Below are 23218 nucleotides of genomic sequence, written 5' to 3'. Positions count from 1 at the left end.
AAATCGACCAAGGCGACAGACAGGGTGGACCCATAAAGGTCGCCTTTGAAATCGAAGATGAAGGTTTCGCAGTTGGCAACGTTTTCGCCAAACATCGGGCGTACGCCGATGGATGCAGCACCATTATAGGTGCCCTTGTATGGACCATCCAGCACATCGACCTTGACCGCGTAGACGCCGAATTTGGGCGGATGCAGGCCGGTGATCGACATGTTTGCAGTTGGATAGCCAAGGTCGCGGCCGCGTTGATCGCCGCGGATCACTTCACCTTCGATCCGGTGCCAGTGGCCCAGCATTGCTGCGGCATCCCGCGGCTTTCCGTCGGTCAGTGCTTGGCGGATGGCCGTGGAAGAGACATTGACAGCGTCAATCGCGACAATGGGTGCGATGGTGACGCCGAACCCCATTTCAGCGCCAAAGGCCCTGAGGTCTTCGACCGTTCCGGCGCGGTCCTTGCCAAAGCAGAAGTCGGCACCGACGACCACATGCCTGAGCCCGAGCTGATCGGCAATGATGGTCTGTGCGAACTCGCGCGGGGTCAGGCTGGCGAGGGCTGCGTTAAAGGGGACCTCGTAGAGCTTTTCGACGCCCAGCTTGGCCAGACGGTTGGCGCGGGCTTCGGCATTCATCAGGCGGAACGGTTTGGAATCGCGCGAAAAATAGCTGCGCGGATGTGGTTCAAAGGTCATGATCCCCAAGGGGGCATTCTCTGCCTTTGCTGCTTTACGCGTCACATCGATCACGGCTTGATGTCCGATGTGCACACCATCGAAATTACCAATCGCCGCAGCGGCGCCACGGTCGGTCGGGTCAATGAAAGCGGTGTCACGTATGATGCGCATGGCTTTGCGTAGCGGACCGCGTAAATGCGTGCAAGCACCGCTTGTCGGCCATTGCGGGCTTCGACGTGCACAAGGCGGTCAGACTTTTAAGAGCTAGTCGAATTTCCGTGACGGCGCGAGGACGGTCGCATCGCCGACAAGCACCTTCTTGTTGTTCACAAGGCACCGGGTGTTCATGGTGACACGTCGCTTGGAATGGTCGATTTCAGTCACCTCGACTTCGGCCAGAACCATGTCGCCGGGGCGCACCGGAGCGAGGAATTTCAGGCTTTGACCCAGATAAACCGTGCCGTGTCCGGGCAGTTGTTCGCCTATGACCGCACTGACCAGACCAGCGGTCAGCATGCCATGTGCGATACGCCCGCCAAAGATGGTGTCCTGCGCGTAATCCTCATCCAGATGCACCGGGTTCCGGTCCGTGGATACTTCCGAGAACATCTCGATGTCGCGGTCGGTGATTACCTTGCGGAGCGATCGGGTCATGCCGATTTCAATATCTTCGATGCAGATCGTCCCGCGGGGTGCATTATCCAACATTTCAGGCTCCATGAGGTAACAAAAATTCTGCCTAGGTTCTTTATTTGAAATTTTATTACTTTGCGAACGCAGAAAGATCAAGTGATTCTTGTGCCAAAAAACATCGGCGGCCCCATCGGGCCGGCGATGTTCCTTTGCAAAACCAAGCGCGGTGGTCGATTTAACGCAAATGCCCAATCGCGTAAGTCGCGCTCATCTGGGCGCTTTGCAGATAGGCATTCAAAGCCTCTGGATCAGGCTGGTGATCTGTCTTTGTCTCGGCAGCCGCCAAGCCACCGGAAATGAAGAGCGTGTCGAGATCTTCTTGTAATCCGCCCAGAATATCGGTGCCGAGTCCATCGCCAATGGCTACGATACGCGGATCGGATGGCGTATTGGTTAACGCAGCGAGCCTGCGCCGCGCGAGATCGTAGATCGGCGGGTGTGGTTTGCCGAAATAGAGACTTTCGCCACCCATTTCGGTATAAAGCGCCGCAAGCGCACCGGCGCACCATTCGCGCACATCGCCACGGTCGACGACAATGTCGGGATTCGCGCACAACAGCTTGAGCCCCTTGGTCTTCGCATAAAGAAATTCCGGGCGGTTTACATCCACATCGGCAAGCGGGTCAAAGGGGCCGCAGCAGACGATGCCTTCGGCCTCTTCCAGTGGAACCTTCTGGATGTTCACTGGATTGTCGATGATTTGCAGGGGCTTGAAGAAATCATCGTCGCGCGGGCTTTCGCCCATGAACCAGATTTTTTCAGCGACAATACCCCGGAACATCGCTGCGCGGGCGCTGTCGCCAGAGGTGGCGATTGCATCCCATGCGTCATCCGGCACACCCAACCCGTGGATCTGCCGCGCCACGGAATCCCACGGGCGGGGCGAGTTGGTGACAAGCACCACAATCCCGCCCGCGGCACGGTACTTCTGCATTGCTGCAACCGCCTGTGGCAGCGCTTCGATGCCATTGTGCATGCAGCCCCAAAGGTCCACGAAAGCGGCGTCATACCGACCCGAGATGTCGGCAAATTGGTCGATAATCTGGGTCATCTGTTAACCTTTGTGAACGGTATGGAACGCGTACAGAACCTGTACAGAACCTGTATGTACAGTTGTGCGGCTAGTTTAGACCTTCAGCGCAGGGATGATCTGCTTTTTCCGGCTCATGACGCCGGGCAGGACCACGCTGTCGCCGTCGACTGTGGCGTCAAAGGATTTTTCAGCCACGGTTTTCACCATGTCGTTGGGGATCAGCATCGTGGCTTCTTCGTTGATGATATCCACGACAAACAGCAGCACCTGGTCGACGCCGTCCTCTTCTGCGACCTTCGGCATGGTTTCCATCAGCGATGCCTTGCGGTCCAGCACGATCTGGGGCGCTGTGGTTTCCAGAACCGAGACGCGGAATTTCTTGCCGTCGACTTCGTATTCCTTGCTGTCCATGCGCAGCAGTTCAGCATCTGAAAACGCAGAGACATCGGATTTCGCTTCGAACATTTCACTGGCGTAGCTTTCGATATCGACGCCAAGCTCCTTGGCGAGGCTTTCAGCCAGATCCTTGTCCATCTCGGTCGTGGTGGGCGACCGGAAGGCCAGCGTATCGGACAGGATGCAAGACAGCATCAACCCCTTGATGCCATCTGGCATATGCCCCGCATGTTCGCCCATCATCTGATGCATGATCGTCGCAGTGCAGGCCAAGGGGCGCACGGTGATGTTGATCGGGTTCTTTGTCTCAAGACCACCTGCCAGCTTATGGTGGTCGATGATGGCCAGCACATCGGCGTTGTTGATGTTCGCGGGCAGTTCAGCAGGGTTATTGGTGTCGACGATCACGCAGGACTGTTCGTCTTGCACATCCGCGATAATCTCGGGCAGCTTAAAACCCCAGCGCTTGGCGACAAAGGCAGCTTCTGTGTTCGGAGTGCCCAGCAGCGCCGCTTTCGCTTCGATCCCGGTGTGGTTGAGAAACCATTCCCAGATCAGAGGCGAGCCGGTGCTGTCGGTGTCGGGGGATTTGTGGCCAAATACGAGCGTTGTCATGTGCATCACTTTCAATCGGAGCAAAGGTTGCCCCGTATATAGAAGTGTGCGTTCTGACTGTCACCCCATGCTGGTGGATTGAACAAAGGTGACGCTGACAGAAATGGCGGGTCTTGCCAGCGCACGGTTTTTCCATTTGGCTGCGCCGCAAGGAGACCCGATGCCCCGCGAAGCCGATCTATATCCCCCCATCAAGGCCTACCTGCAAAGGCAGGGCTATGAGGTGAAGGGCGAGGTGGGTGCCGCCGATGTTGTCGCCCGCCGCGGGGATGACCTTGTGGTGGTCGAACTGAAGCTGGGGTTTTCGCTGGCGCTGTTTCATCAGGGGGTCGAGCGGCTTTTGACCACCGACCATGTGTATCTGGCGGTGCCCTCGGGCGGCAAGGACAAGGCATTGAAGGCGAATGTAAAGCTGGCCCGCCGTGCAGGTCTGGGCGTCATGACCGTGCGCCTGCGCGATGGTCATGTAGAGGTGCTGGCGGACCCGGGGCCGTATGCGGCGCGGCAATCACGCAAAAAGAAAACCCGGCTCCTGCGGGCGTTCGAGCGTTTGCAGGGTGATCCCAATGATGGCGGCGCAACCCGGCATGGCATTATCACGGGCTACCGTCAGGATGCATTGCGCTGTGCACGGTTTCTTGCAGTGCATGGGGCATCAAAGGGTGCCAAGGTTGGCGAATGGGCCGAAGTGCCGCAGGCCACGCGGATCATGGCGGCAGACCACTATGGCTGGTTCTGCCGCGTGTCGCACGGGATCTATGATCTGACCGATGCAGGCCGCAAGGGGCTGGCTGATTATGGAGATGCCTGAAACTGTTAATTGCCGCGCGTGATTGTCCAGCCTTCGTTTTCAAGAAGGCGAAGCACGCCTTCGTTGCCGATCAGATGGCCGGCGCCGACCGCGAGCAGAATGTTATCGTGAGTTTCTGACGCCTCCGTGATGACCGGAATCCAGTTGCGGTTGCGGGTCTTCAACAAGGCGTCTTCCATTTCATCAAACATTGCATTCGCTTCGACCGGGTCCAGATCAGGCACATCAGACATGGCAATCCGCGACATTTCCCACAAACGCCCGATATCTTCGGCAAAATACCGATCCAGCATGGCCACGAACATTTGCTCTTGCAGGTCGGGTACCAGCATGCTGGCGCGCAGCATGTCGATCTGTTCGTCAAAACTGTCTTCTTCGAAAAGATCGAATAGCGTGGTGTATGGTTCGACCGCCTGCATCGGCACGCCCGCAGCCTCTGCATCCTGCATGATCATATGGTCAAGACCGCGCACGCCCTGCATCATGTCCGACATCGCGCAGGACGGCACCGCCAGTGTGAGTGACAAATACCAAGGCTGCATCTTGGCGGCCATGAACGAGGGAATACCCCGTTCGGAAGCGGCCGATGCGATAAGTTGCCATGTTTCTTCGTCCACCAGTTCAGGCAGCGTCGGACCATCCACGATGAAAAGGCGGCCGGGGTCTGTTGTGATCAGGTTCTGAAGTTTGGCCTCTTCTTCAGGTGTCGCTTCCAGCATCACCAGATCGGCACCGGTGATTGTCTTGGCAAGCTTGGTGCGCAGGTCTTTCAATCGAGCGTCATAGATGTGCATGGTGCCGACAACGGTGATCGCGGCACTGTCCTTTGTCGCAGTCCAGATCAGCCCTTCGGCGTAAGGCATGTCAGCGACTGCAGCCGATAGCTGCATCTGCTGACCTGCGGTCATCCGGTCAAGATAGCTTGCTCCGCTGCAGGCCGCCGATGCGGGGAGGGCGACAAGCGACAAGAAGAGTGCTGCAGCAGAGCGAAAGAACATGCGCGATCCTTTGTGAGGCGATTTCGTGCTTTAGGTAAGGTCTGCACACTGAGGGTCAATTCCCTCGGGCGTGGTTTTCCATCATCCCGGTCAGCATCCAGCCCTGTACCGGGTGGCGGCTTAGCCAAAAATCAAAAAGATCAGTCCCGCGCTGCCTAAGGCCAACATCAGTGTGACTTCACCACCTAAAATACTGAATATACGTGTCAATTCTTTCACCTTCGTCACTGCGCCAACTATGGTAGCCGACCAACATGACCAAGTTTTGACAAAAAATCATGAAAATGCGATTAAATTCAGGAGAGCCATTTTAACAGCGCTGGCCAATCATCGATCCCGATAGCAAGAAGTAAAAGCCGTCGCTGTCGTCCTCTTGATCGACAATTGTCTGCACGCGTTTGTGGGTTTGTTCGGTCGTGTCCGGCGTCATGTCTTGTTCAACAAATGATGCGCGAACCGCACTTCCGGTGGTCTGGCCGCCGGGTCGAGACGGTTGAGCAGGTCTTCAAGTTCGGCATCGCCTATTTCGCCTGCCCTGTGTTGGTCCACACGGACGCGCAACAGCCAGAGCAGGGCATTCTGTCGGGTGGCGATGTCCGCGGCCTCCTTGCGGAAACGCGCGGCCCCCCGCGGCCCGCCGCATTGTTCGCAGATTTGCGCATGAAGGCGCAGCACCTCGGGATACCAGCAGTGCAGACCGTTGGCTTCGTTTTCGCGGGTTGCCTGTAGTGATGCCTGATATGCGTGATCCAACCTGTCATGCTTGGCGAGCGCAATCGCGTAATGTGCCCGAAAGTAAGGTAGCCCGACTCGTGCCCCCATTGCTTCATGGGCTTTGATGACGGCATGAAAGTTGCCAAGCCCGTCTTCGTGGTAAGTTTCGGATGTGTCCATGACATTCAGCCAGGCTGCACCGGTCATTTGCCAGAACCCGGCTGACTGGCGGGTCGCGGTTTCGATGCCGCGTCGCACGCGGGCAACGGCCCTGTCTGTCTTGCCTGCATAATAAAGCGGGACCGCACCCCAGATTTGCGCCCAAGGCTGCATGACGGGGATGTTCAGCAGTTCCTGGTGCGCATCGGTTTCGACACTCAGGCCCGGGATGAGGTGGGCATCGCCGCAGATCGACCGAATGACACATTCGAACATTTGCGCAGCGCCGTAGGTATCGGCCCCATAGCTTGAGATCATGGCACCATGTCTGGCGATGTCGTAGTCGCTTTGCAATTGCTGGTATGCAGTGGATGCCTTGGCAAAATCACCTGCATAGAAGTGCAACGATGTATCCACATTCAACGACGCGATCCGCAGTTCCTTGTTTTGATCGCCGTCAGGATCGTTGACCGCCGCGTCGCGCAACATTTCGCTGAATTGACGCGCTGTCGCTTTGTCCCCCGAAATGACCGCGTGGGTGAAGCTACCGTAAAATGCAGGGCCATTGGCCGCGCAATAGGTGGTCTGGCCTTTGGCGAGCGTCGATACCTTTTCAAAGGCGTCCTTGACAGGCGTTGCCGTAAATCCATGAACTTGCATACGGATTGACCCGAGCGCTGCATAACATGCGATTTCAAGCGCGCGCAGATCGGTGTCCGCCGGCGCATTTTCGCACAATGAGATGGCCGCGAGAACATGCGCTTCGGCATCTTCAAAGCCCCCTTGCAAGAGCGCTCGCCTGCTCACGGTCAGATAGTTCTGGATCGCCGGAATATGTTGCTGCGACAAGCTTAGATGGTTGGTCAGCAGTGCGGGGTTTCGCATCACCGCATCAGGGTGATGTTTTTCCAGATATGCCGCGATTTGCGCATGATATCTGATCCGCGTTTGCCGCAACATGCCTTGATAGGCCGTTTGCTGCAAAAGGGCATGTGCAAAGCTGAAGCTGTCCTGGCCGTCTTTTTGAAGCACACCCTGCCGGCAGGCGGTGTCGAGGTGGCCTTCAAGTGGATCATGGTCCGCTGCAATCGCGCGCAGCGTCGCAAGATCAAAGCGCCGCCCGATAACCGAGGCGGCCTGCAGCACGGGCTTGGCCGCGCCGGTTGCGTCGATCTGCTCTGCCAGAAGGTCTTTCAGTGTGTCGGGCACATCAAAACGCGGGGTGTTGTTCAAGGCATCGCGTCTGAGGATCTGTTCGATGAAAAGCGGTATTCCCCCTGCATGTGCGATAAGATACGCGCGTTGGTTTGCCGTTGCCTTGCCCTGCGACAGGGTTTTCAGCAGATCATCGGCTTGGCGGTCTGACAGGGGTTCAAGCGCATTGATGTTTATGGGCGCCTTGCCCAGAAATCTGTCGATCTTGGCGTCTTCGCGGCTTGTCATCAGGATTTGATAGTGGCTGGCCGCCTTGCTTTGGATGATATGGCTCAGCACGCCAAAGCTGGCGCTATCGAACCAGTGCAAATCCTCGAAGATCAAGACACCTTGCGCTTGTGTTGCGCGGATGGCCATCCACAGGCTTTCTTCGATCAACGCCTTGAGGGCGACGTTGCTTTGTTCGGTCAGGAGTTGCTGGCCTTCGGGCAAGCCAAGGATCAGGGCCAATGCCCGTTTCGAAGGGTCAGGCAGAGCGGTAAACCGTGTTGAAATATCCGCGAAACCGGGAAGGTTGCTTTGCGTTTCGTGCATTATCCACCGCGTAAACGGGTGATAGCTGGCCCGCATTTGCACCCCATCTGCAGCAAAGATTGTTGCTGCGGGCGATTGCTGTGCCACATGCCGCGCGAAGGCGGTTTTGCCAATGCCTGCAGGCCCCAGAACAAGTGACGGTTTGGAGCTGCCATTGATGCGCTGCAGAGTTCCGGCCCTGCCGACAAAAACCTTCATCTGTTGGTGGCTACCCCGCTCGGAAGAGGGGTTGGCGGTCAGTGGGTTATACATAAGATCATTTCACTCGAATCCGTCACATTATATGCGTGTTTGCGCAGCTTCCAAGCTTGGAATACGCGTGAGTATCAAGGGACGGGTCGTCAGACGGGGCGTGGTTTTACTTGCCCTGCCAGTCTGATTGACGCTTTTCGATGCAGGCGCGCGCCCGCAGATCGGCGCGGATGATCTTGCCTGTGGTGGTCATCGGCATATCGTCGATAAAACGGACGACACGGGGAAATTCATAGGCGGCAAGTCTGGTTTTGACGTGGGCGGCGATATCGTTTGCCAGATCGTCCGACCCGTCGAAACCCTGCGCAAGCTGTATGTATGCCGCAACGATTGACCCCCGGATCGGATCAGGCTTGCCGACAACCCCGGCCAGTTGCACCGCGGGGTGGGTCAGCAGGCAGTCCTCGATCTCGGCGGGGCCGATGCGGTAGCCGCCCGAACTGATGATATCGTCATCGCGCCCGATGAACCGGAAGCGGCCGGTGGGCGATTTGCAGCCCTTGTCGCCTGTCAGGAGCCATTTATCGCCAGCGATTTCGATGAACTTGCTGGCGGTGGCGTCGGGATTGTTCCAGTATTCCAGAAACATCACAGGATCAGGCGCGCGCACCGCGATGCTGCCCTCTTGCCCGATGTCGCAAGGTGTGGTGGTATCTTCGTCAATAAGATCAACGGTGTGGCCGGGCACGGCAAATCCCATCACGCCCGGCTCTGCGGGTTCCAGTGCGGCGCAGGAAGAGACAATCATGTTACATTCGGTCTGCCCGTAGAATTCGTTGATCGTGGTGCCAAAGACCTGTTGACCCCATGCGATCAGTTCCTTGCCAAGCGTTTCGCCGCCCGATGCGACCGAGCGGAGCGGGACAGGGGTGGCAGGTGTGTCAAGCCGCATGAGTTTCAGGGCGGTCGGCGGCAGAAATGCGTTGCGGATGGCGTGTTCGCGGATCAGATCGAACGCCGCCTTTGCGGTAAATTTGCGGAACCTACAGGCAACAACCGGAACGCCGTGGTGCAAGGCGGGCATCAGCACGTCAAGCAGGCCGCCAATCCATGCCCAATCGGCAGGCGTCCATATCTTGTCGCCTGGTTGCGGAAAGAAATCATGGCTCATTTCTACGCCGGGCAGATGGCCGAGCAGTACGCGATGGGCGTGCAGCGCGCCTTTGGGTGCGCCGGTGGTGCCGGACGTGTAGATCAGAATCGCGGGATCATCTGCTTTGGTCGGGTGGGGTGTGAACTGGGTCGAGCTGCTATCGCAGAGCGCGTGAAAGCCCTCGGCAGCGCCCTGTGCGCCATCAATGCAAAGAATACGTTTGAGGCCGGGGAGTTGGGGGCGGAGTTGAGCGATCACTTCGGCGCTCACCTCATTCGTGATAATTGTGGTTGCACCTGAATCCTTGAGGCGGTGTAGAAGCGCCTCTGGTCCGAAAAGCGTGAAGAGCGGCAATGCGATGCAACCGGCCTTGGTGATCGCGACGTGGGACACCGCAGTTTCGAAACACTGTGGCAAAAGCACGGCGATCCTGTCCCCGGGCACGGATGTATTGGTCAACGCATTGGCGAGTTGATTGGACCGGTCGCGCAGATCTGCGAAGGTGTATTCGGTCGCCATCCCGTCAGGATCGATGTCAACAATAGCGCAACGTTGGGGTGCTTTGGCTGCATGTTTATCGCAGATATCGACCCCGATGTTGAAATATTCAGGAATATCCCACCAGAAACGGGCGCGTGTTTCTGTGATGTTTTGATGTCTCTTCAACATGATGTGCGAAAATCAACTCTTGTTCAATTGCTGTCAATTACTTCTGACTGCAGACTGGAACAACGCTCTTGCCGGCGGTCGCAATAAGCTGTTTGCTGTCGTATATTCGCCAAACTTTCGCCACCTCTTCAGGGTACCTTCATCCAATGCGTATCCTAATTGCCGAAGACGAGCCTGTGCTCGCCAGCCAACTGAAGAAAACACTGATGTCCGAAGGGCTGGCAGTCGATGTTGCCGTCGACGGGGCTGAAGCGCAGTATCTCGGTGAAACTGAACCTTATGATGTGATCATTCTGGACCTTGGCCTGCCTATTCGGGATGGTCTGACGGTACTCAAGAACCTGCGGAGCGGAGGGAATGATACATCTATTCTGATCCTGACGGCGCGGAATGACTGGACCGACCGCGTGGACGGCCTTGATGCCGGCGCAGATGATTATCTGACCAAGCCGTTTCATATGGCAGAGCTTTCGGCGCGTGTGCGTGCCCTGATCCGCCGCAAGGCCGGCAAGGCGACCCCTGTGTTTTCCAAGGATGATGTGACGTTTGATACGCGCACCAATCAGGTTATGGTGAATGGTATTCCGACCAACCTCACCTCGCAGGAAATTGCAGTGCTGTCTTACTTGTTCCATAACTCCGGTCGTCTGGTATCGCGGAACGAACTGTCCGATCATATCTATCAGTACGACGGAGATCGCGATTCCAACACGATCGCTGTCTTTGTGAACCGGTTGCGCAAGAAGCTCGGCAGTGACCTGATCGAAACCGTCCGCGGCAGAGGTTACGTGATCAAAGCGACCGTATGACGTCGCTGCGCGCCCGTGCCGTGACGGGTGGCATCCTGTGGGCTGTTGCGATCATCGTGCTGGGCTTGGCGGGTGTATCGTCTTATGTGACCTCGCAGACCCAGGCGCGGTTTATCGAGGTCTTGGAAACCCGTCATTCCCAGGCGATCGTCGCGGTTTCGAACAACAGCGATTCAGCCAACGACCTTGTCCGCGCCATTGGTGATCTGGTCTATCAGGTCCCGTTTTCCGGACAGTATTGGCAGGTTGAGACAGATACAGGTGCTATTTATGCGTCTCCGTCGCTGGATGAAGAACGGTTGCCCCGCCCGTTCGGGCTTTCGCAAGAACGCCAGAGGCGCGAATTCACAGGCCCCAACGGCGAGCCTGTGTTTGCGATTGGTCAGTGGGTGCCCGTCAGGAATGGCGCGATGTGGTATGTTCAGGTCGCGTCATCGCTGCGCAGTTTCGAGGAAGATCAGGCTGTTTTGCGCAACACCCTCTTGACCGCATTTACCTTTGTTTCTTTCGTGGGGGTGCTGGGCGCGTTGACGCAGGTGGCCGTGGTCCTGCAGCCGCTTAACAAATTGCGGCAGGATGTGTCCGGCAGATGGGAGCAGGAAGACGGGCTGGAGGTTGCGAGCTATCCGGTCGAGGTGGCTCCTTTGGTGAACGACATCAACACGTTGATGGATCGCAACCGCGATATCATGCGCCGGTCGCGCAGGCAGGCTGCTGACCTTGCCCATGCCATCAAGACGCCATCGGCGATCATGCGCAATGAGCTGGAAAATCTGAAGATAGAGGGCATGGACGTGCAGGACGCTGTTGACGCACTTGACCGGTTGGATGCCCAGCTCAAGCGGTCTTTTGCGCGGATGCGGGCCGATGGGACGGATGCGACGGTCGGTGTGGCGACCGAACTTGATACGGCGCTGGGCCGGATGGAGCGTGCGTTTAACGCCCTTGCCCGTAATGAAGGCAAGATTTTCAAGGCGACCTATGCCAAAGGGCTGCGCGTGCGGATGGATCAGAGCGATTTTGAAGAGGTGACCGGTAATCTTCTGGATAACGCGCTGAAATGGGCGGCGTCAGAAGTGCGGCTTGATGTGGCGGAAACGGCAGATGGGCAGATCATGCTCACCATTGCCGATGACGGTCCCGGTATTCCAAAAGAGGAAATTGCAAAGGCCACACAAAGCGGTCAGCGCCTTGATACGTCCATGCCGGGGACAGGCCTTGGCCTTGCGATCGCACATGACCTGATCCACGCCTATGGCGGCAAGATCCTGTTGTCGAAAGATGACAGGCTGGGCGGATTGGCCATTCACATGCGCTTGCCCTTTGCCTCTGCGAAGCGGAGCGACTAGCCGCGGTTGAAAAGCCCGCTCATTGCGCGTCCGACAAGGCTGCTGACCGATGGTTTTTTGGTGGCATGAAACGGCAGCGGGCGGCAGACCTCGATCGCGGCAACGCCTACGCGTGCGGTAAGCGCGCCGTTAATCACCCCCTCGCCAAAGCGGCGGGAAACCTTTGACAAAACACCGCCACCTGCGACCGAGCCGATCAGGTCGTCTCCGACAGCGACCGCACCTGTCGCCACAAGATGGGTCAGAACCGTTCGTGTCAGCCGCCAACTGCCCAATGTGCCTGATCGTCCACCGTAGATTTCTGCGATCCGCCGGATCATCCGCAGGTTTGCGGTAAGCGCGGTGAACAGGTCTGCCAAGGCCAGCGGGACAATCGCTGTGACCGTCGCCACCTGCCGTGCTGCGGCCTCGACCTCGCGCTGGGCGCGCGCGTCGAGCGGGGCAAGCAGTGACGTTTCCGCCAACCCCAGCAGACCGTCGGCATCAAGAATGTCGCCTTGCCGCGATTTAAGTTCGGCCCGCCCCCATGCGGTATCTTCGCGATTACCATAAAGCTCTTCAAGGTCGCCTAGGACAATGCGGGCTTGTTTGAGGTCAAGCGAGATCAGCGCGCCTGCCGCTTTGTGCTGGATGCTGTCGAGTGTGCGCAACCGGCCAAAAGCGGCCAGTTCCCGCAGCCCGATGATCAGCAGAACCAGAAGCAAGAGCCCGATGAGTGCAGTTGCGATGCCCCCCAAGACGGGCGAGCGCGACAGCAGCCCCGTGACATAATCCCATGCCGCGAGTGAAGCAATGAAACCGACCAGTGCGAGCGTCACCGACCAGAACCAGCGTGCCAATCGCGACGGGCGGCGCGTCGTGATCGCTGCGACCTGTTGCATCGCAACGCCGCGAGGTATGTCGCGATCATCTTCTACGGCAGGGGCCGTGGCCGGTTGCGCGGCGTCAGTGCCTTCAAGGTCGATAAGTACAGGTCCGCGTGTCATAGCCGATCTCCGAACAGGAACTGTGCCGCCTTGTCCAACCGGATATGCGGTGGCCCGTCGCCGGGATGCCGGGTCAGCGGGGCGGGGGCGAAGTTCATGATGCTGTAATCGGCATCAAGCCATTTATCCGAACCTTCACGCGCGGGCACCAGCAACTGAGCGGGATCGGACGGAAGTTTGCCGGGGTAGAAGGCCGCCTGTTTGCCCGTGTCCAGCAAGCGGCCTCGCACGACATCCAGCGGGCCGTCCTTGTGATCCACGGTGTCTTCGACTGTTGTGCGCAGTGCGGCAATCGACATCGCAGCCGTTTGCGCCCCTGCAAAGTCGGCACGGTCTTTGGCCTCGCGCAGTAGCGCTTGGGTGATCGCGGTAAGCTGCGGGTGCTGGCTGTGATGCAGGTGGTCGGCCTTGGTTGCCGCAAAGAGGATCTTTTCGACCCGTCTCCCTTGGAAAATGCGGGACAGGAAGGCGTTGCGTCCGGGACGGAAGGCCCCGAGGATGCGCGCCATGGCGTTGCGCAGGTCATCAAGTGCGGCGGGTCCAGCATGGATTGCGCCCAGCACATCGACCAGCACGATCTGGCGGTCGATCTTGGCAAAGTGATCTTGGAAGAAGGGGCGCACGATGTTGCGTTTGTAGCTTTCAAAACGGCGCTCGAACTCGCGGCCCAGTGACCCGCGCGGGTAGCGCGCGGTTGGCAGCGGCGCGAAAGTGAGCACGGGCGAACCGGCCAGATCACCCGGCAAAAGGAACCTTCCGGGAGAGCAATCAGAGAACCCGGCCTCGCGTGCCTCGCGCAGGTGCGCGGTGAACCGTTCGGCCAGCACAAGTGCTTCGGGTTCATCCAGCGGCACTGTTGGATCTACGCCAGCGACCAGCGCCACATAGTCGTCTCCACCGGGGCGTCCTCTGGCGCGGCCCAAGGCTGCTGCGGACCATTCGGCGTAGGTTTGATCCAGCAATCCAAGGTCAAGCAGCCATTCACCGGGATAGTCGACGATGTCGATATGCACGGTGCGCGGGCCGGAGATACCAGAGAGCAGACCACTTGGCTGGACCCGCAATGACAGCCGCAATTCGCTAATCTGGCGGGTGCCATCGGGCCAGCTTGGTTCAGGGGCGGTCAGTTGTGACAGGTAGGCCTCGTAATGAAAGCGCGGCACGGTGTCGTCGGGTTGTGGTTGGAGATAGGCGGTGCGGATCGCACCACTTGCCGCGGCGTCCAGTTGTGGCATCCGCCCGCGGTCCATCAGATTGGCGACCAACGACGTGATGAACACCGTCTTGCCTGCCCGCGAAAGCCCGGTGACGCCCAAGCGGATCACCGGATCGCGGAAAGGCGCTGTCAATGTATGGCCCATGCCCTCGACCGTGCGGGTGATCTGATCTGCGATGGTAGAGATGACCAAAACGGGCCCTTTCAATGCTTTGTACGAAGATAGGGGCGTTATCATGGGATGTGTAGGGATTGATTTTGCCTGATGCGCCCCCTAATCGGGGCAGATGCCACGCTATGCCCTTCTTGTCGAATACCACGGTGCGCCCTTTGCCGGGTGGCAGCGACAGACTGACCAGCCCTCGGTGCAGGGTGCGATCGAGGCCGCTTTGGCCAAGCTGGAACCCCGTGAACATGCGATTGCAGCGGCAGGGCGCACCGATGCGGGCGTCCATGCGACAGGCCAGGTGGCGCATTGCGATATGGAGCGGGACTGGGACCCGTTCCGTTTATCCGAGGCGCTGAATTATCACCTCAAGCCTGCGCCTGTCGCGATCTTGAAATGCGCTGTGGTGGCGGATGACTGGCATGCGCGGTTCGATGCGCTGGAACGCCGCTATCTGTTTCGCCTGATGTCGCGCCGCGCGCCGCTGACGTTCGAGGCAGGTCAAATGTGGCAGGTGAAACATCCGCTGGATGCCCAAGCGATGCAGGCAGGTGCCGATCACCTGATCGGGCACCATGACTTTACCACCTTCCGGTCCACGATTTGTCAGGCGAAAAGTCCTGTCAAAACACTGGACGAATTGCGGGTAGAGGTCGTGCCGCGCGACATAGGCACCGAATATCGGTTCCACGTGCGGGCGCGGTCGTTCCTGCACAATCAGGTGCGCAGCTTTGTGGGAACACTGGAACGTGTCGGGGCCGGATCGTGGCGGCCTGATGATGTGGAGGCTGCTTTGGCCGCCAAAGACCGGAGCGCCTGCGGTCCGGTGTCCCCGCCGCACGGATTGTATCTTGCGGGGGTGGAATATCCAGACGATCCGTTTGTCTAGTCATTGTCGGTCAGTCCTGCACCTGCGCCCGACAAACGCGAGCTTGCTGTTTCGGGCACATAGGTTCTTGCGGCCAGTCCCGACCAGATGTTCCAATCTTCCTGCGCAATGATCACGGGTTTGCAACCCGCCTTCAGGACGGTCGTATCGCTGCACGACACCTCCGGGCCATTCCATTTCTGCGCAACGCCGCTTTCTGCCAGAAACGCCCCGACAAGCGGGGCGTGGGCCAGATCGGCCAGAACAGCCGTGGTGTAGCCCATTGCAAAGGCATCGCGTACGATCGGACCGATCAGGGCGGCAGGCCCTTGGCGGACTGTGATGCGGTCCCCGGCCCATTGGACATCCACGGTGCAGACGGGTTCCTGCAGGGCTGCTGTGACCGGCGCGATGCTGGCTCCGGTCCCTGCCAGATAGGCGGCGACGCGGCCAAGCTCTTCGGCCTGACCGGTAGGTAAACCAGCACCCCTTGCGGCGCTTTGCACCATTCCGGCGACCTCGTTGAGCGATAACATCAGATGCTTGCCACCGGCAGCCACCAGTCATCGGCGTTGTCCAGCTCATCAAAAAGCGGTGCGCCTTGGGCAAGGGTGATGCGGGTCCAGCGGTCTGACTTGGGGTCGAATTTGCCTGCGCCAAAGAACGCCAGCTTGCAGCGCAGAATATCGATGGGCAGGCAGTTTTCGCCAATCAGGTTGTCGCGGATTTCGGCATAGGGATGCCGTGCGAGGGATTGTACACGCCGGACGGCGGCGCGGTGCTGCGGGTGGCGGGCAAGGAATTGGCCAACGGGTGTTGCGTTGCTGGTCAGATCGCCTGCCAGTGCTTTCACCTGTCGCCCGATATCGAGCGGGGATTCAAGCTCTGCGCCGGGTTCTTCATGCCGGTTGCCCAAGCGCGGCTCGCATTTTTCTTCTGACACGTACCAGAACTGTGCACATGCGGCGGGTATGTTGTAGTCTAAATCGCAGGCCCAGCCCCAGTCGGTTTCAATGAGTGCGTGCAGGTCGGCGCAGGACATCGTGGGATCAAGCTCTGGTATGAACGGCGTGGCCATGCAGTCGGCGAGCCCGTCGATCAGGTCACCAAAAGGTTCCAGCAGCAGTGCGGCGATCAGTTCTTGTGTGTCGATCGACCAGCGGGTGCTGTCGGCAATGATCCGGTCAATGGGCTGATCAGCGGTCATAGCCTCTGGCGTCAGGGTCGCGGCGAATTCGGGCCATTCACTGCGCAGGGTGGCGATGCGCCGGGCGGCAATTTCATCGGGTACGTCCCACTCGGCCAAATACTGTGCGGCGCGCGTCACCAGATCGTATATCCGCCCGATCTGGCCCGCATCCAGACTGGTGATCGCGCGGACACGCGCGATGGCGGTTTCGCGCACGGACATCCACGCATCAAGCAAAAGCGGGTGGTTTACCAGAAACGGTGCCATGCCCAGACCGGTCGAATTGCCGATCCCCAGATGCCGTTTGGCTTCGCGGGAAAGTGTGCCCCCGCTGATATGCTCTGCCAGATCGTGCGTGAATCCGCGGATCAGCCAGACTGTCAGCATCTCGGCCATGAAGGGACCGCCCATGCCGGGCCTGTCTGCGATATGGCCGCGATCCGCGATGCCGAACTTGCCGTTGCCGTAAACTGCGGTCGTGCGCATCAGGTAGCCCGTTTCGCGGATTTTGACGGGGTCCGGCTGCCTGCCTGCCCGCAGTGCCTTGATGACATGATCGAACAGCCGGACGGATTTGTTGGCGCGGCTCAGGACCAGATCGCGGGCGGTGAAGCGTGCGGCCTCCTGTTTGGGCGCGCTGGTGACGATGCGGTCAATCTCGGACGGGTCGGGGATGCCGTCATAAAGCACATACGCGGTGTCCCATGCGGTCGCGATGACCCGGTCGGTGCGCATGTCCGGCGGTAAATCGGTTGAGACTGCGACCAATGCATAATCATACCCGCCAAACGACAGGGTATAGACGGCATGGCCAAATCCGTCAGCATCCATTTCCCAGACCGGGCGGGTGACTTTGACAGCGTCTGCTGCCAGCGCGCGAATCAGGGTGGGCAGGAATGACAGGCGCGTCGGAAATGCGGCCCCCATCCGACGCAAGCGCATCACGGTTGCGGGTGGGCGCAGTGGCATTTGTGCTGGGCGCGCTATATCTTTCATAGGTCGAAACCTAGCCACTTGTGCTGTTGCTACAAAGTACAAAAACGACCCATCCTGGGGGAAGTCATTGGTAAATCCGGGATGGCTTGATAACATGGATGGAAAGAAACTTGTCCGGTTGCGGTGTCAGTGGTGGGAGGCGCTTATTAAAATGTTCAAACGCGTATGCGCGGCCCTGCTGATATTTGCCACACCTGTCGCCGCTCAAGAGGTGCGCTTGGTGTCCGAGGCCGCACGCGGTGCTTTGAATGAAGCCTCTTTGCTGCGTAGCCTTGATGAAACGGCCGCACCGCAGGACTACATCGCTGCTGCGCGCGCGGATTATCGTCGGCTGCTCACGGCGCTTTATGCCGAAGGATATTACGCCGGTGAAATCTCGATTACCGTCGACGGTGTCGAGGCGGCCAATATTGCGCCGCTTGCGGCCCCGGACGCAATTGACGAAGTGATCATCGCTGTAGAACCGGGGCCGCGTTTCACGTTTGGCGATGTTCAGGTTTTCCCGCTGCCGCCGCAAACCACGATTCTGGAGGATCTTGGGCCACGGCGTACCGCGCGGTCTGCAAGTATCCGTTCTGCCGTTTCAGGTAGCATCAGCAGTTGGCGTGATCTGGGCTATGCCAAGGCGCGCGTTGCGCAGCAGTCTATCATCGCCCGCCACGCGGATTCCAAGCTGGATGTGGATGTGGCGCTTGATATCGGGCCGCGCTTGCGGTTTGGCCCGCTTGTCGTGTCGGGCAATGAAACCGTCAGTGATGCCCGTATCCGCCAGATTGCGGGCCTGCCCACCGGTGAAGTTTTCGCACCGCAAGAGATTGCCGCCGCAGAGCGCCGTTTGCGCCGCACCGGTACCTTTGCGAGCGTGGCCTTGACGGAAAGTGATGACATCGGACCAGATGATACTCTGCCGATCAATGCGCTCCTGTCGGAGGCAAAGCCGCGCCGCATCGGGTTTGGGCTGGAACTGTCGTCTATCGAAGGTTTGACAGTCTCGTCATTCTGGCTGCACCGTAACTTTCTGGGCGACGCTGAACGGTTTCGCGTCGATGCCAAGGTTGCAGGGATCACCGGAGAAACCGGCGGCGTTGACTATCGGCTTGGCGCGACATTCACGCGCCCGGCCACCTTTGGTCCTGATACAGAGTATTTTCTGAGCGGCGAGATATCACGCGACGACGAACCGGAGTTCCTGATCGACAAGATTTCCTTTGAGACCGGCTTTTCGCGGGTCCTGAGTGAGGATCTGACAGTGCGGGCGGGCGTCGGTGTCTTGCGTGCCCGTGAAGAGACTGCGCTGGACACGCGCGCGTATACTTTGCTTACCTTGCCGCTGGACGCGACGCTGGATCGACGTGATGAGCCTTCCAATGCCAGTGACGGTTATTTTATCGACGTGAGCGCCGAGCCCTTCATCAGTATAGATGGCGATATCAGTGGCGCGCGTCTTTTCGGTGATGCGCGCGGGTATCTGACCGTTGGCGAGGAAGAGAAACTGACCTTCGCTGGGCGCTTGCAGATCGGCAGTGTTCTTGGGGCCGAGCTGTCGGAAGCCCCTGCTGATTTCTTGTACTATTCGGGCGGCGGGGGCACTGTACGCGGGCAGCCTTATCAGTCGCTTGGGATTGAAACGGTAAGCGGGACAGAGACTGTGACCACAGGCGGTACGTCGTTTATCGGTACGCAACTGGAAGCCCGTTATCTGGTCCGCGAGAACATCGCAGTGGTCGGTTTTTATGATTTCGGCCAGATCGGTGCGACTTCTACGCCGGGCGAAGATGCGGAATGGCATGCGGGCGCGGGCTTTGGCGTGCGCTACAACACCGGAATCGGGCCGATCCGCCTTGATCTGGGCACGCAGGCCAGCGGCGATGATGCGGGCCGTGACCTGCAGGTTTATATCGGAATTGGACAAGCGTTTTGATGCGGTTTCTGATCATATGTATGCTGTGTCTTGTCCCCTTTGCGGCTGTCGCGCAGTCGCAGGAGGAAGAAGACAAGGGTTATCTGACCGGGCTGATCGAGGACAACCTGTCAGGTGTCAGTCGTGAAGTGACGATCCTAGGCTTTCAAGGCGCGCTGAGTACCGAGGCAACAATAGATGTGCTGACGATTGCCGATGCCGAAGGCGTCTGGCTGACCGTTGAGGACATTGTCCTGAACTGGAACCGGAGCGCCCTGTTGCGTGGTGCGATTGATGTGCGGGAATTAAGCGCCGCGCGCATTATCCTTTCACGACCGCCGCTTTCCGAAGACACCGGACCGTCGCCCGAGGCGCAGCCGTTTTCCCTGCCGGAACTTCCCGTCAGCGTGTCGCTTGGTCAATTGCGTATCGACCGGGTTGAACTGGGCGACGCGTTTTTGGGCGAACCGATCGCAGTCACGCTGGATGGCTCTGCGCAATTGCGGGATGGCGAGGGGACGGTCAATCTGATCGCGGAGCGTCTGGGCGAAAAAACCGGCGTTTTTGAAGTCAGCGGAAGCTTTGCCAACCAAACCCGCGTGCTTGATCTGCTGCTCAACCTTGAAGAAGGGCCTGACGGGATTGCCGCACGTCTGCTTGATTTACCGGGGCGACCTGCGGTGAGCCTGCGGGTTGCGGGGGCTGGACCGCTGGCCGATTATGAGGCGACACTCGCGCTTGCTACGGATGGTCAGGATCGCCTTGCCGGGACATTCGGTCTGACCAGTGCCGATGGCGGCCAGCAGATCGCGCTTGATCTGGGCGGCGATATCTCCCCGTTGTTCGCGCCGGAATACCAAGGGTTCTTTGGCACTGATGCCAACCTCGTGGCGCGGGTCGTGCAGACGGCGGATGGCCGGGTCGATATTCCGCTGCTTGCACTGGATGCAGGCCGCGTTGCGCTGGACGGTGCGATCGCAATTGGCAGTGACGGGTGGCCCGACCTGGTTAATCTGACCGGTGGCATCACCCCGCTTGGAAACGCGCCCGTCTTGTTGCCTTTGTCCGGTCCAAAGACCTTTGTTGACGGTATGAACCTGTCCATCAGCTATGATGCGGATGTGTCAGAGGATTGGCGCGCGGATATCACGGTCGATGGTCTTGAACGCCCCGGACTTGGCATCGCCGAACTGCGCCTTGCAGGGGGCGGCGTATTGCGGTCGGGGGCAGGTGCGCAAGAGAGTTTGATTACTGCAAATCTGCAATACGGTGCCAGCGGGCTGCAACTGACCGAGGCCGGGGCGTCCGAGGCTTTCGGGGATGAGATCGGGGGCGAATTTTCGGCCACACGTGCCGGAGCAGGCGCGACAGAGATATCGCGCTTCACACTTAGCGGCGCAGGGCTGGAGGCGCGGGCCGAAGCCACGATTGACGGGTTTGAAGCGGGCTTTCGGACCAATGCCAATCTGAATGCCGAAATCGCGGGGCTTGGGCGGTTCTCGACATTGATTGGCCAACAGCTTGGGGGTGCGGCGGAAGTTGCGGTTCAGGCGGATCTGACACCGCTTGATGGTTTGTTCGACATCGCGCTGTCCGGTCAGACCAATGATCTTTCCGTTGGTGTTGCAGAGGTCGACCGGGTCCTTGCCGGACGCGGCACCATTGCCGCAACTGCCGTGCGCGATACTGACGGGACTCGGCTGGAAAACCTGCGGGTGCAGACCGATGCGGCGAGTCTGCAGGCCAGTGCCGATTTCACCAGCGAAGGGACTGTCGCGCGCCTGAATGCCAGCCTGAACGATGTGGCGACAGTTTTGCCTGATGTGTCCGGCCCTGCGGCGGTGTCGGGGGATGTCACGCAGCGCACGGATGGTGCGATTGTCTTTGCGCTGGACGGCACGGGGCCAGCCGTTTCTTTCGAGACCAGTGGAACGGTCAATCCGGCTGAAACAGGCCAGACGGTGAATGCCGCTCTGTCTGCTGACGTGCGTGATCTGAGCCGCTATGCTGCCTTGGCAGGGCAGCCTTTGGCGGGTGCCGTCAATCTTGAAGCCAATGGCGTTCTGCTGAGCGATGGGATGCGTTTTGACCTGAACCTGAGCGGTGAAACACAGGATTTGGCGACAGGGATTGCGCGTCTTGACCCGTTGCTGGACGGCACAGGGATATTTACAACCTCTGTTTCTCGCGTGGGTGAAACACGGTTCAACCTAGCTGATCTGCTGGTGCAGACGCCTGCCATGTCATTGCGCGGCGATGCGGATATTTCCTTGGATGGGTCCAACACCGCTGACCTTCTGTTCCGCCTTAATGATGCAGCCTTGCTTGATCCCAGCCTGAACGGACCGATCACGGTCGGGCTTGATGCGGTGCCTGTGGCTGACAATGCAACGGATGTGGATTTGCGTGTTCTGGGACCGGGGACAGATATTTCGCTGGATGCGCGTATCGCGTCGCCTGAAAATGATCGCGAAGTGACCGGAGACCTGGCTGCACAGGTCGAAAGCCTTGCCACCTATGCAACGTTGATCGGGCAGCCTGTTGCAGGCAGCATTGATCTGACCGCATCAGGCAGTGTGCTACCTGACCTGAGCCGTTTTGACACCCGCGTGAACCTGACCAGCGAAGACCTTGCGATTGGCAACCCGACGCTCGATCCGCTTTTGGCAGGGACAGGTCGGATCAACGCGACGATCGGCTTTGCCGATGAGGTGCTTGCAGTGCGCACGCTGGAAGTGTCGACGCGCGAGGTGTCGATTGTTGCCGCGTTGAATGGCGCATCAGGTTTTGGCCAAGGGCGTTTCAATGCCAGTTTGCGCGATGTCGGTGTGTTGACCGACCAGATCAGCGGACCGGTTCGTGCGCGGGGTGCCGCGTCACTTGATGAAGACGGCAATTGGGGGATCGATGCCACGGGCACCGGACCGGGCGGTCTTGCCGCGCAAATCGTGGGCGAGGTCAGTCGGGACGGCAACCTCGCGCTTGATGTGGACGGCAGTGCGCCACTGGCCTTGGCGAACGCGGCACTTGATCCGCGCAGGTTGAGCGGGTTGGCCAATTTTAATCTGAACGTGAATGGCCCGCCTGCGGTATCATCGCTGAGTGGCCAGGTGACATTCTCCAACGGGCGTCTGGCGGCACCGACCCTTGGTGAGGCTTTGACCGATCTTGGCGGACAAGTGCGCCTGTCGAACGGCAACGCGCAGATCGACCTGACGACACGCGTCGAGAGCGGGGGTAGCATCAGCATCAATGGTCCAATTGCGCTGACCGGTGCCAATCAGGCGGATATTACGGTCGCGCTGAACGATGTGGTTTTACGTGACCCCGAGCTTTATTCTTCGCGCATCGCGGGTGCGATCAACCTGAATGGCCCCTTGCAGGGCGGCGCGCGCATTTCTGGCAGGTTGGCACTGGGGCAGACCGATGTTCAGGTGCCTTCTTCCTCGATCAGCACGCTGGGCGAACTGCCTGATGTCACCCACATAGGCGAAACGGCAGCTGTGCGGCAGACGCTGGCCCGTGCAGGGGTGTTGGGCGGTAATGGTAGCGATGCTGATAGAGACGGGGGCGGTCGTGCCTTTCCGCTGGATATCGTGATCAATGCGCCGTCGCGGATATTCATCCGTGGCCGTGGCCTTGATGCAGAACTGGGTGGCAGCCTCACGATTGGGGGGACAACTGCCAATGTGATACCGGTGGGTCGGTTCGAATTGGTCCGCGGCCGGATCGATATCCTGCAACAGCGGTTCGAACTGGACGAAGGCACGGCGACGCTTCAGGGTGATTTCGAGCCTCTCATCCGCTTGGTGGCGACAACGGAAACGGACAACGGGACGGTGATCAGTATCGTCGTCGAAGGCCCGGCCGGAGAGCCGGAGGTCAG

At 59.1% G+C, this 23218-nt stretch carries 17 protein-coding genes; 6 read left to right on the top strand and 11 right to left on the bottom strand.

Translation table 11 applies throughout. From position 1 onward, the window contains the following. The 4 genes from R6T97_RS02510 to R6T97_RS02495 all read right to left on the bottom strand — a co-directional run. Nucleotides 1-842, bottom strand: an 842-nt coding sequence (locus tag R6T97_RS02510; protein WP_410347736.1) for a bifunctional riboflavin kinase/FAD synthetase, incomplete at its 3' end; no start/stop codon positions are given. 93 nt (nucleotides 843-935) lie between these two features. Then, nucleotides 936-1379, bottom strand: a complete 444-nt coding sequence (locus R6T97_RS02505; protein ID WP_008236373.1) for a MaoC family dehydratase — start codon at nucleotides 1377-1379, stop codon at nucleotides 936-938. A 160-nt stretch (nucleotides 1380-1539) separates the two neighbouring features. Then, nucleotides 1540-2415: a TIGR01459 family HAD-type hydrolase gene (locus R6T97_RS02500; RefSeq protein WP_410347735.1), complete on the bottom strand. Its 876-nt coding sequence runs from the start codon at nucleotides 2413-2415 to the stop codon at nucleotides 1540-1542. 75 nt (nucleotides 2416-2490) lie between these two features. Next, nucleotides 2491-3408 (bottom strand): manganese-dependent inorganic pyrophosphatase, encoded by a 918-nt coding sequence (locus R6T97_RS02495; protein ID WP_410347734.1) that lies wholly within the window; start codon nucleotides 3406-3408, stop codon nucleotides 2491-2493. Nucleotides 3409-3568: 160 nt separating this feature from the next. Between R6T97_RS02495 and R6T97_RS02490 the strand changes: the two genes are divergently transcribed. Beyond that, nucleotides 3569-4219, top strand: coding sequence for a DUF2161 domain-containing phosphodiesterase (locus R6T97_RS02490; RefSeq protein WP_410347737.1), 651 nt, complete (start codon nucleotides 3569-3571; stop codon nucleotides 4217-4219). Nucleotides 4220-4224: 5 nt separating this feature from the next. Here R6T97_RS02490 and R6T97_RS02485 read toward each other — a convergent pair whose 3' ends face one another. From R6T97_RS02485 to R6T97_RS02475, 3 genes are all read right to left on the bottom strand, one after another. After that, complete coding sequence (locus tag R6T97_RS02485; protein ID WP_410347733.1) at nucleotides 4225-5217, bottom strand: TraB/GumN family protein; 993 nt, start codon at nucleotides 5215-5217, stop codon at nucleotides 4225-4227. Between the two features lie 426 nt (nucleotides 5218-5643). Continuing rightward, nucleotides 5644-8091: an ATP-binding protein gene (locus R6T97_RS02480; RefSeq protein WP_410347732.1), complete on the bottom strand. Its 2448-nt coding sequence runs from the start codon at nucleotides 8089-8091 to the stop codon at nucleotides 5644-5646. Between the two features lie 106 nt (nucleotides 8092-8197). Then, entirely contained in the window at nucleotides 8198-9853 is a 1656-nt protein-coding gene (locus R6T97_RS02475; RefSeq protein ID WP_410347731.1) for an AMP-binding protein, read from the bottom strand. 146 nt (nucleotides 9854-9999) lie between these two features. Here R6T97_RS02475 and R6T97_RS02470 point away from each other — a divergent pair, with 146 nt between their 5' ends. Further along, nucleotides 10000-10662, top strand: coding sequence for a response regulator transcription factor (locus tag R6T97_RS02470; protein ID WP_410347730.1), 663 nt, complete (start codon nucleotides 10000-10002; stop codon nucleotides 10660-10662). Beyond that, the gene (locus R6T97_RS02465; RefSeq protein WP_410347729.1) at nucleotides 10659-12011 is read left to right on the top strand and encodes a sensor histidine kinase; all 1353 of its coding nucleotides are present in this window, start codon (nucleotides 10659-10661) and stop codon (nucleotides 12009-12011) included. The genes R6T97_RS02470 and R6T97_RS02465 overlap by 4 nt, the downstream gene beginning before the upstream one ends. On the opposite strand, the gene R6T97_RS02460 is transcribed toward R6T97_RS02465, so the two are convergent. Both R6T97_RS02460 and R6T97_RS02455 read right to left on the bottom strand, forming a co-directional pair. Continuing rightward, nucleotides 12008-12997: a YcjF family protein gene (locus tag R6T97_RS02460; protein ID WP_410347728.1), complete on the bottom strand. Its 990-nt coding sequence runs from the start codon at nucleotides 12995-12997 to the stop codon at nucleotides 12008-12010. The genes R6T97_RS02465 and R6T97_RS02460 overlap by 4 nt on opposite strands. After that, nucleotides 12994-14406: a YcjX family protein gene (locus R6T97_RS02455; protein WP_410347727.1), complete on the bottom strand. Its 1413-nt coding sequence runs from the start codon at nucleotides 14404-14406 to the stop codon at nucleotides 12994-12996. The genes R6T97_RS02460 and R6T97_RS02455 overlap by 4 nt, the downstream gene beginning before the upstream one ends. Nucleotides 14407-14500: 94 nt before the next feature. On the opposite strand from R6T97_RS02455, the gene truA reads away from it, so the two are divergent. Then, nucleotides 14501-15268, top strand: a complete 768-nt coding sequence (gene truA, locus R6T97_RS02450; protein WP_410347726.1) for a tRNA pseudouridine(38-40) synthase TruA — start codon at nucleotides 14501-14503, stop codon at nucleotides 15266-15268. Here the strand turns inward: truA and R6T97_RS02445 are convergent. Together R6T97_RS02445 and R6T97_RS02440 are read right to left on the bottom strand one after the other, a co-directional pair. Beyond that, entirely contained in the window at nucleotides 15265-15783 is a 519-nt protein-coding gene (locus R6T97_RS02445; RefSeq protein WP_410347725.1) for a DUF3726 domain-containing protein, read from the bottom strand. The two genes, truA and R6T97_RS02445, sit on opposite strands and share 4 nt — an antisense overlap. Beyond that, nucleotides 15783-17432: a hypothetical protein gene (locus R6T97_RS02440; protein ID WP_410347724.1), complete on the bottom strand. Its 1650-nt coding sequence runs from the start codon at nucleotides 17430-17432 to the stop codon at nucleotides 15783-15785. The genes R6T97_RS02445 and R6T97_RS02440 overlap by 1 nt, the downstream gene beginning before the upstream one ends. A gap of 151 nt (nucleotides 17433-17583) precedes the next feature. Here R6T97_RS02440 and R6T97_RS02435 point away from each other — a divergent pair, with 151 nt between their 5' ends. Together R6T97_RS02435 and R6T97_RS02430 are read left to right on the top strand one after the other, a co-directional pair. After that, a complete protein-coding gene (locus R6T97_RS02435; protein ID WP_410347723.1) occupies nucleotides 17584-19353 on the top strand; it encodes an autotransporter assembly complex protein TamA in 1770 nt (589 codons plus the stop codon). Beyond that, the coding region (locus tag R6T97_RS02430) for a translocation/assembly module TamB domain-containing protein (protein ID WP_410347722.1) at nucleotides 19353-23218 on the top strand (3866 nt) is incomplete at its 3' end. The genes R6T97_RS02435 and R6T97_RS02430, both read left to right, overlap by 1 nt.

Origin of the sequence: Yoonia sp. (genome assembly GCF_046498525.1) — a bacterium.
Lineage (GTDB): Bacteria > Pseudomonadota > Alphaproteobacteria > Rhodobacterales > Rhodobacteraceae > Yoonia.
The sequence above is the reverse complement of the archived record's forward strand: the minus strand, read 5'-3'. Positions and strand labels throughout refer to the sequence as shown.

Bases quoted from the DNA above. Each gene is read 5' to 3' on its own strand.
- R6T97_RS02505 (WP_008236373.1), bottom strand. From the start codon at position 1,379: ATGTTGGATAATGCACCCCGCGGGACGATCTGCATCGAAGATATTGAA.
- R6T97_RS02500 (WP_410347735.1), bottom strand. From the start codon at position 2,415: ATGACCCAGATTATCGACCAATTTGCCGACATCTCGGGTCGGTATGAC.
- R6T97_RS02495 (WP_410347734.1), bottom strand. From the start codon at position 3,408: ATGACAACGCTCGTATTTGGCCACAAATCCCCCGACACCGACAGCACC.
- R6T97_RS02490 (WP_410347737.1), top strand. From the start codon at position 3,569: ATGCCCCGCGAAGCCGATCTATATCCCCCCATCAAGGCCTACCTGCAA.
- R6T97_RS02485 (WP_410347733.1), bottom strand. From the start codon at position 5,217: ATGTTCTTTCGCTCTGCTGCAGCACTCTTCTTGTCGCTTGTCGCCCTC.
- R6T97_RS02480 (WP_410347732.1), bottom strand. From the start codon at position 8,091: ATGTATAACCCACTGACCGCCAACCCCTCTTCCGAGCGGGGTAGCCAC.
- R6T97_RS02475 (WP_410347731.1), bottom strand. From the start codon at position 9,853: ATGTTGAAGAGACATCAAAACATCACAGAAACACGCGCCCGTTTCTGG.
- R6T97_RS02470 (WP_410347730.1), top strand. From the start codon at position 10,000: ATGCGTATCCTAATTGCCGAAGACGAGCCTGTGCTCGCCAGCCAACTG.
- R6T97_RS02465 (WP_410347729.1), top strand. From the start codon at position 10,659: ATGACGTCGCTGCGCGCCCGTGCCGTGACGGGTGGCATCCTGTGGGCT.
- R6T97_RS02460 (WP_410347728.1), bottom strand. From the start codon at position 12,997: ATGACACGCGGACCTGTACTTATCGACCTTGAAGGCACTGACGCCGCG.
- truA (WP_410347726.1), top strand. From the start codon at position 14,501: ATGCCACGCTATGCCCTTCTTGTCGAATACCACGGTGCGCCCTTTGCC.
- R6T97_RS02445 (WP_410347725.1), bottom strand. From the start codon at position 15,783: ATGTTATCGCTCAACGAGGTCGCCGGAATGGTGCAAAGCGCCGCAAGG.
- R6T97_RS02440 (WP_410347724.1), bottom strand. From the start codon at position 17,432: ATGAAAGATATAGCGCGCCCAGCACAAATGCCACTGCGCCCACCCGCA.
- R6T97_RS02435 (WP_410347723.1), top strand. From the start codon at position 17,584: ATGTTCAAACGCGTATGCGCGGCCCTGCTGATATTTGCCACACCTGTC.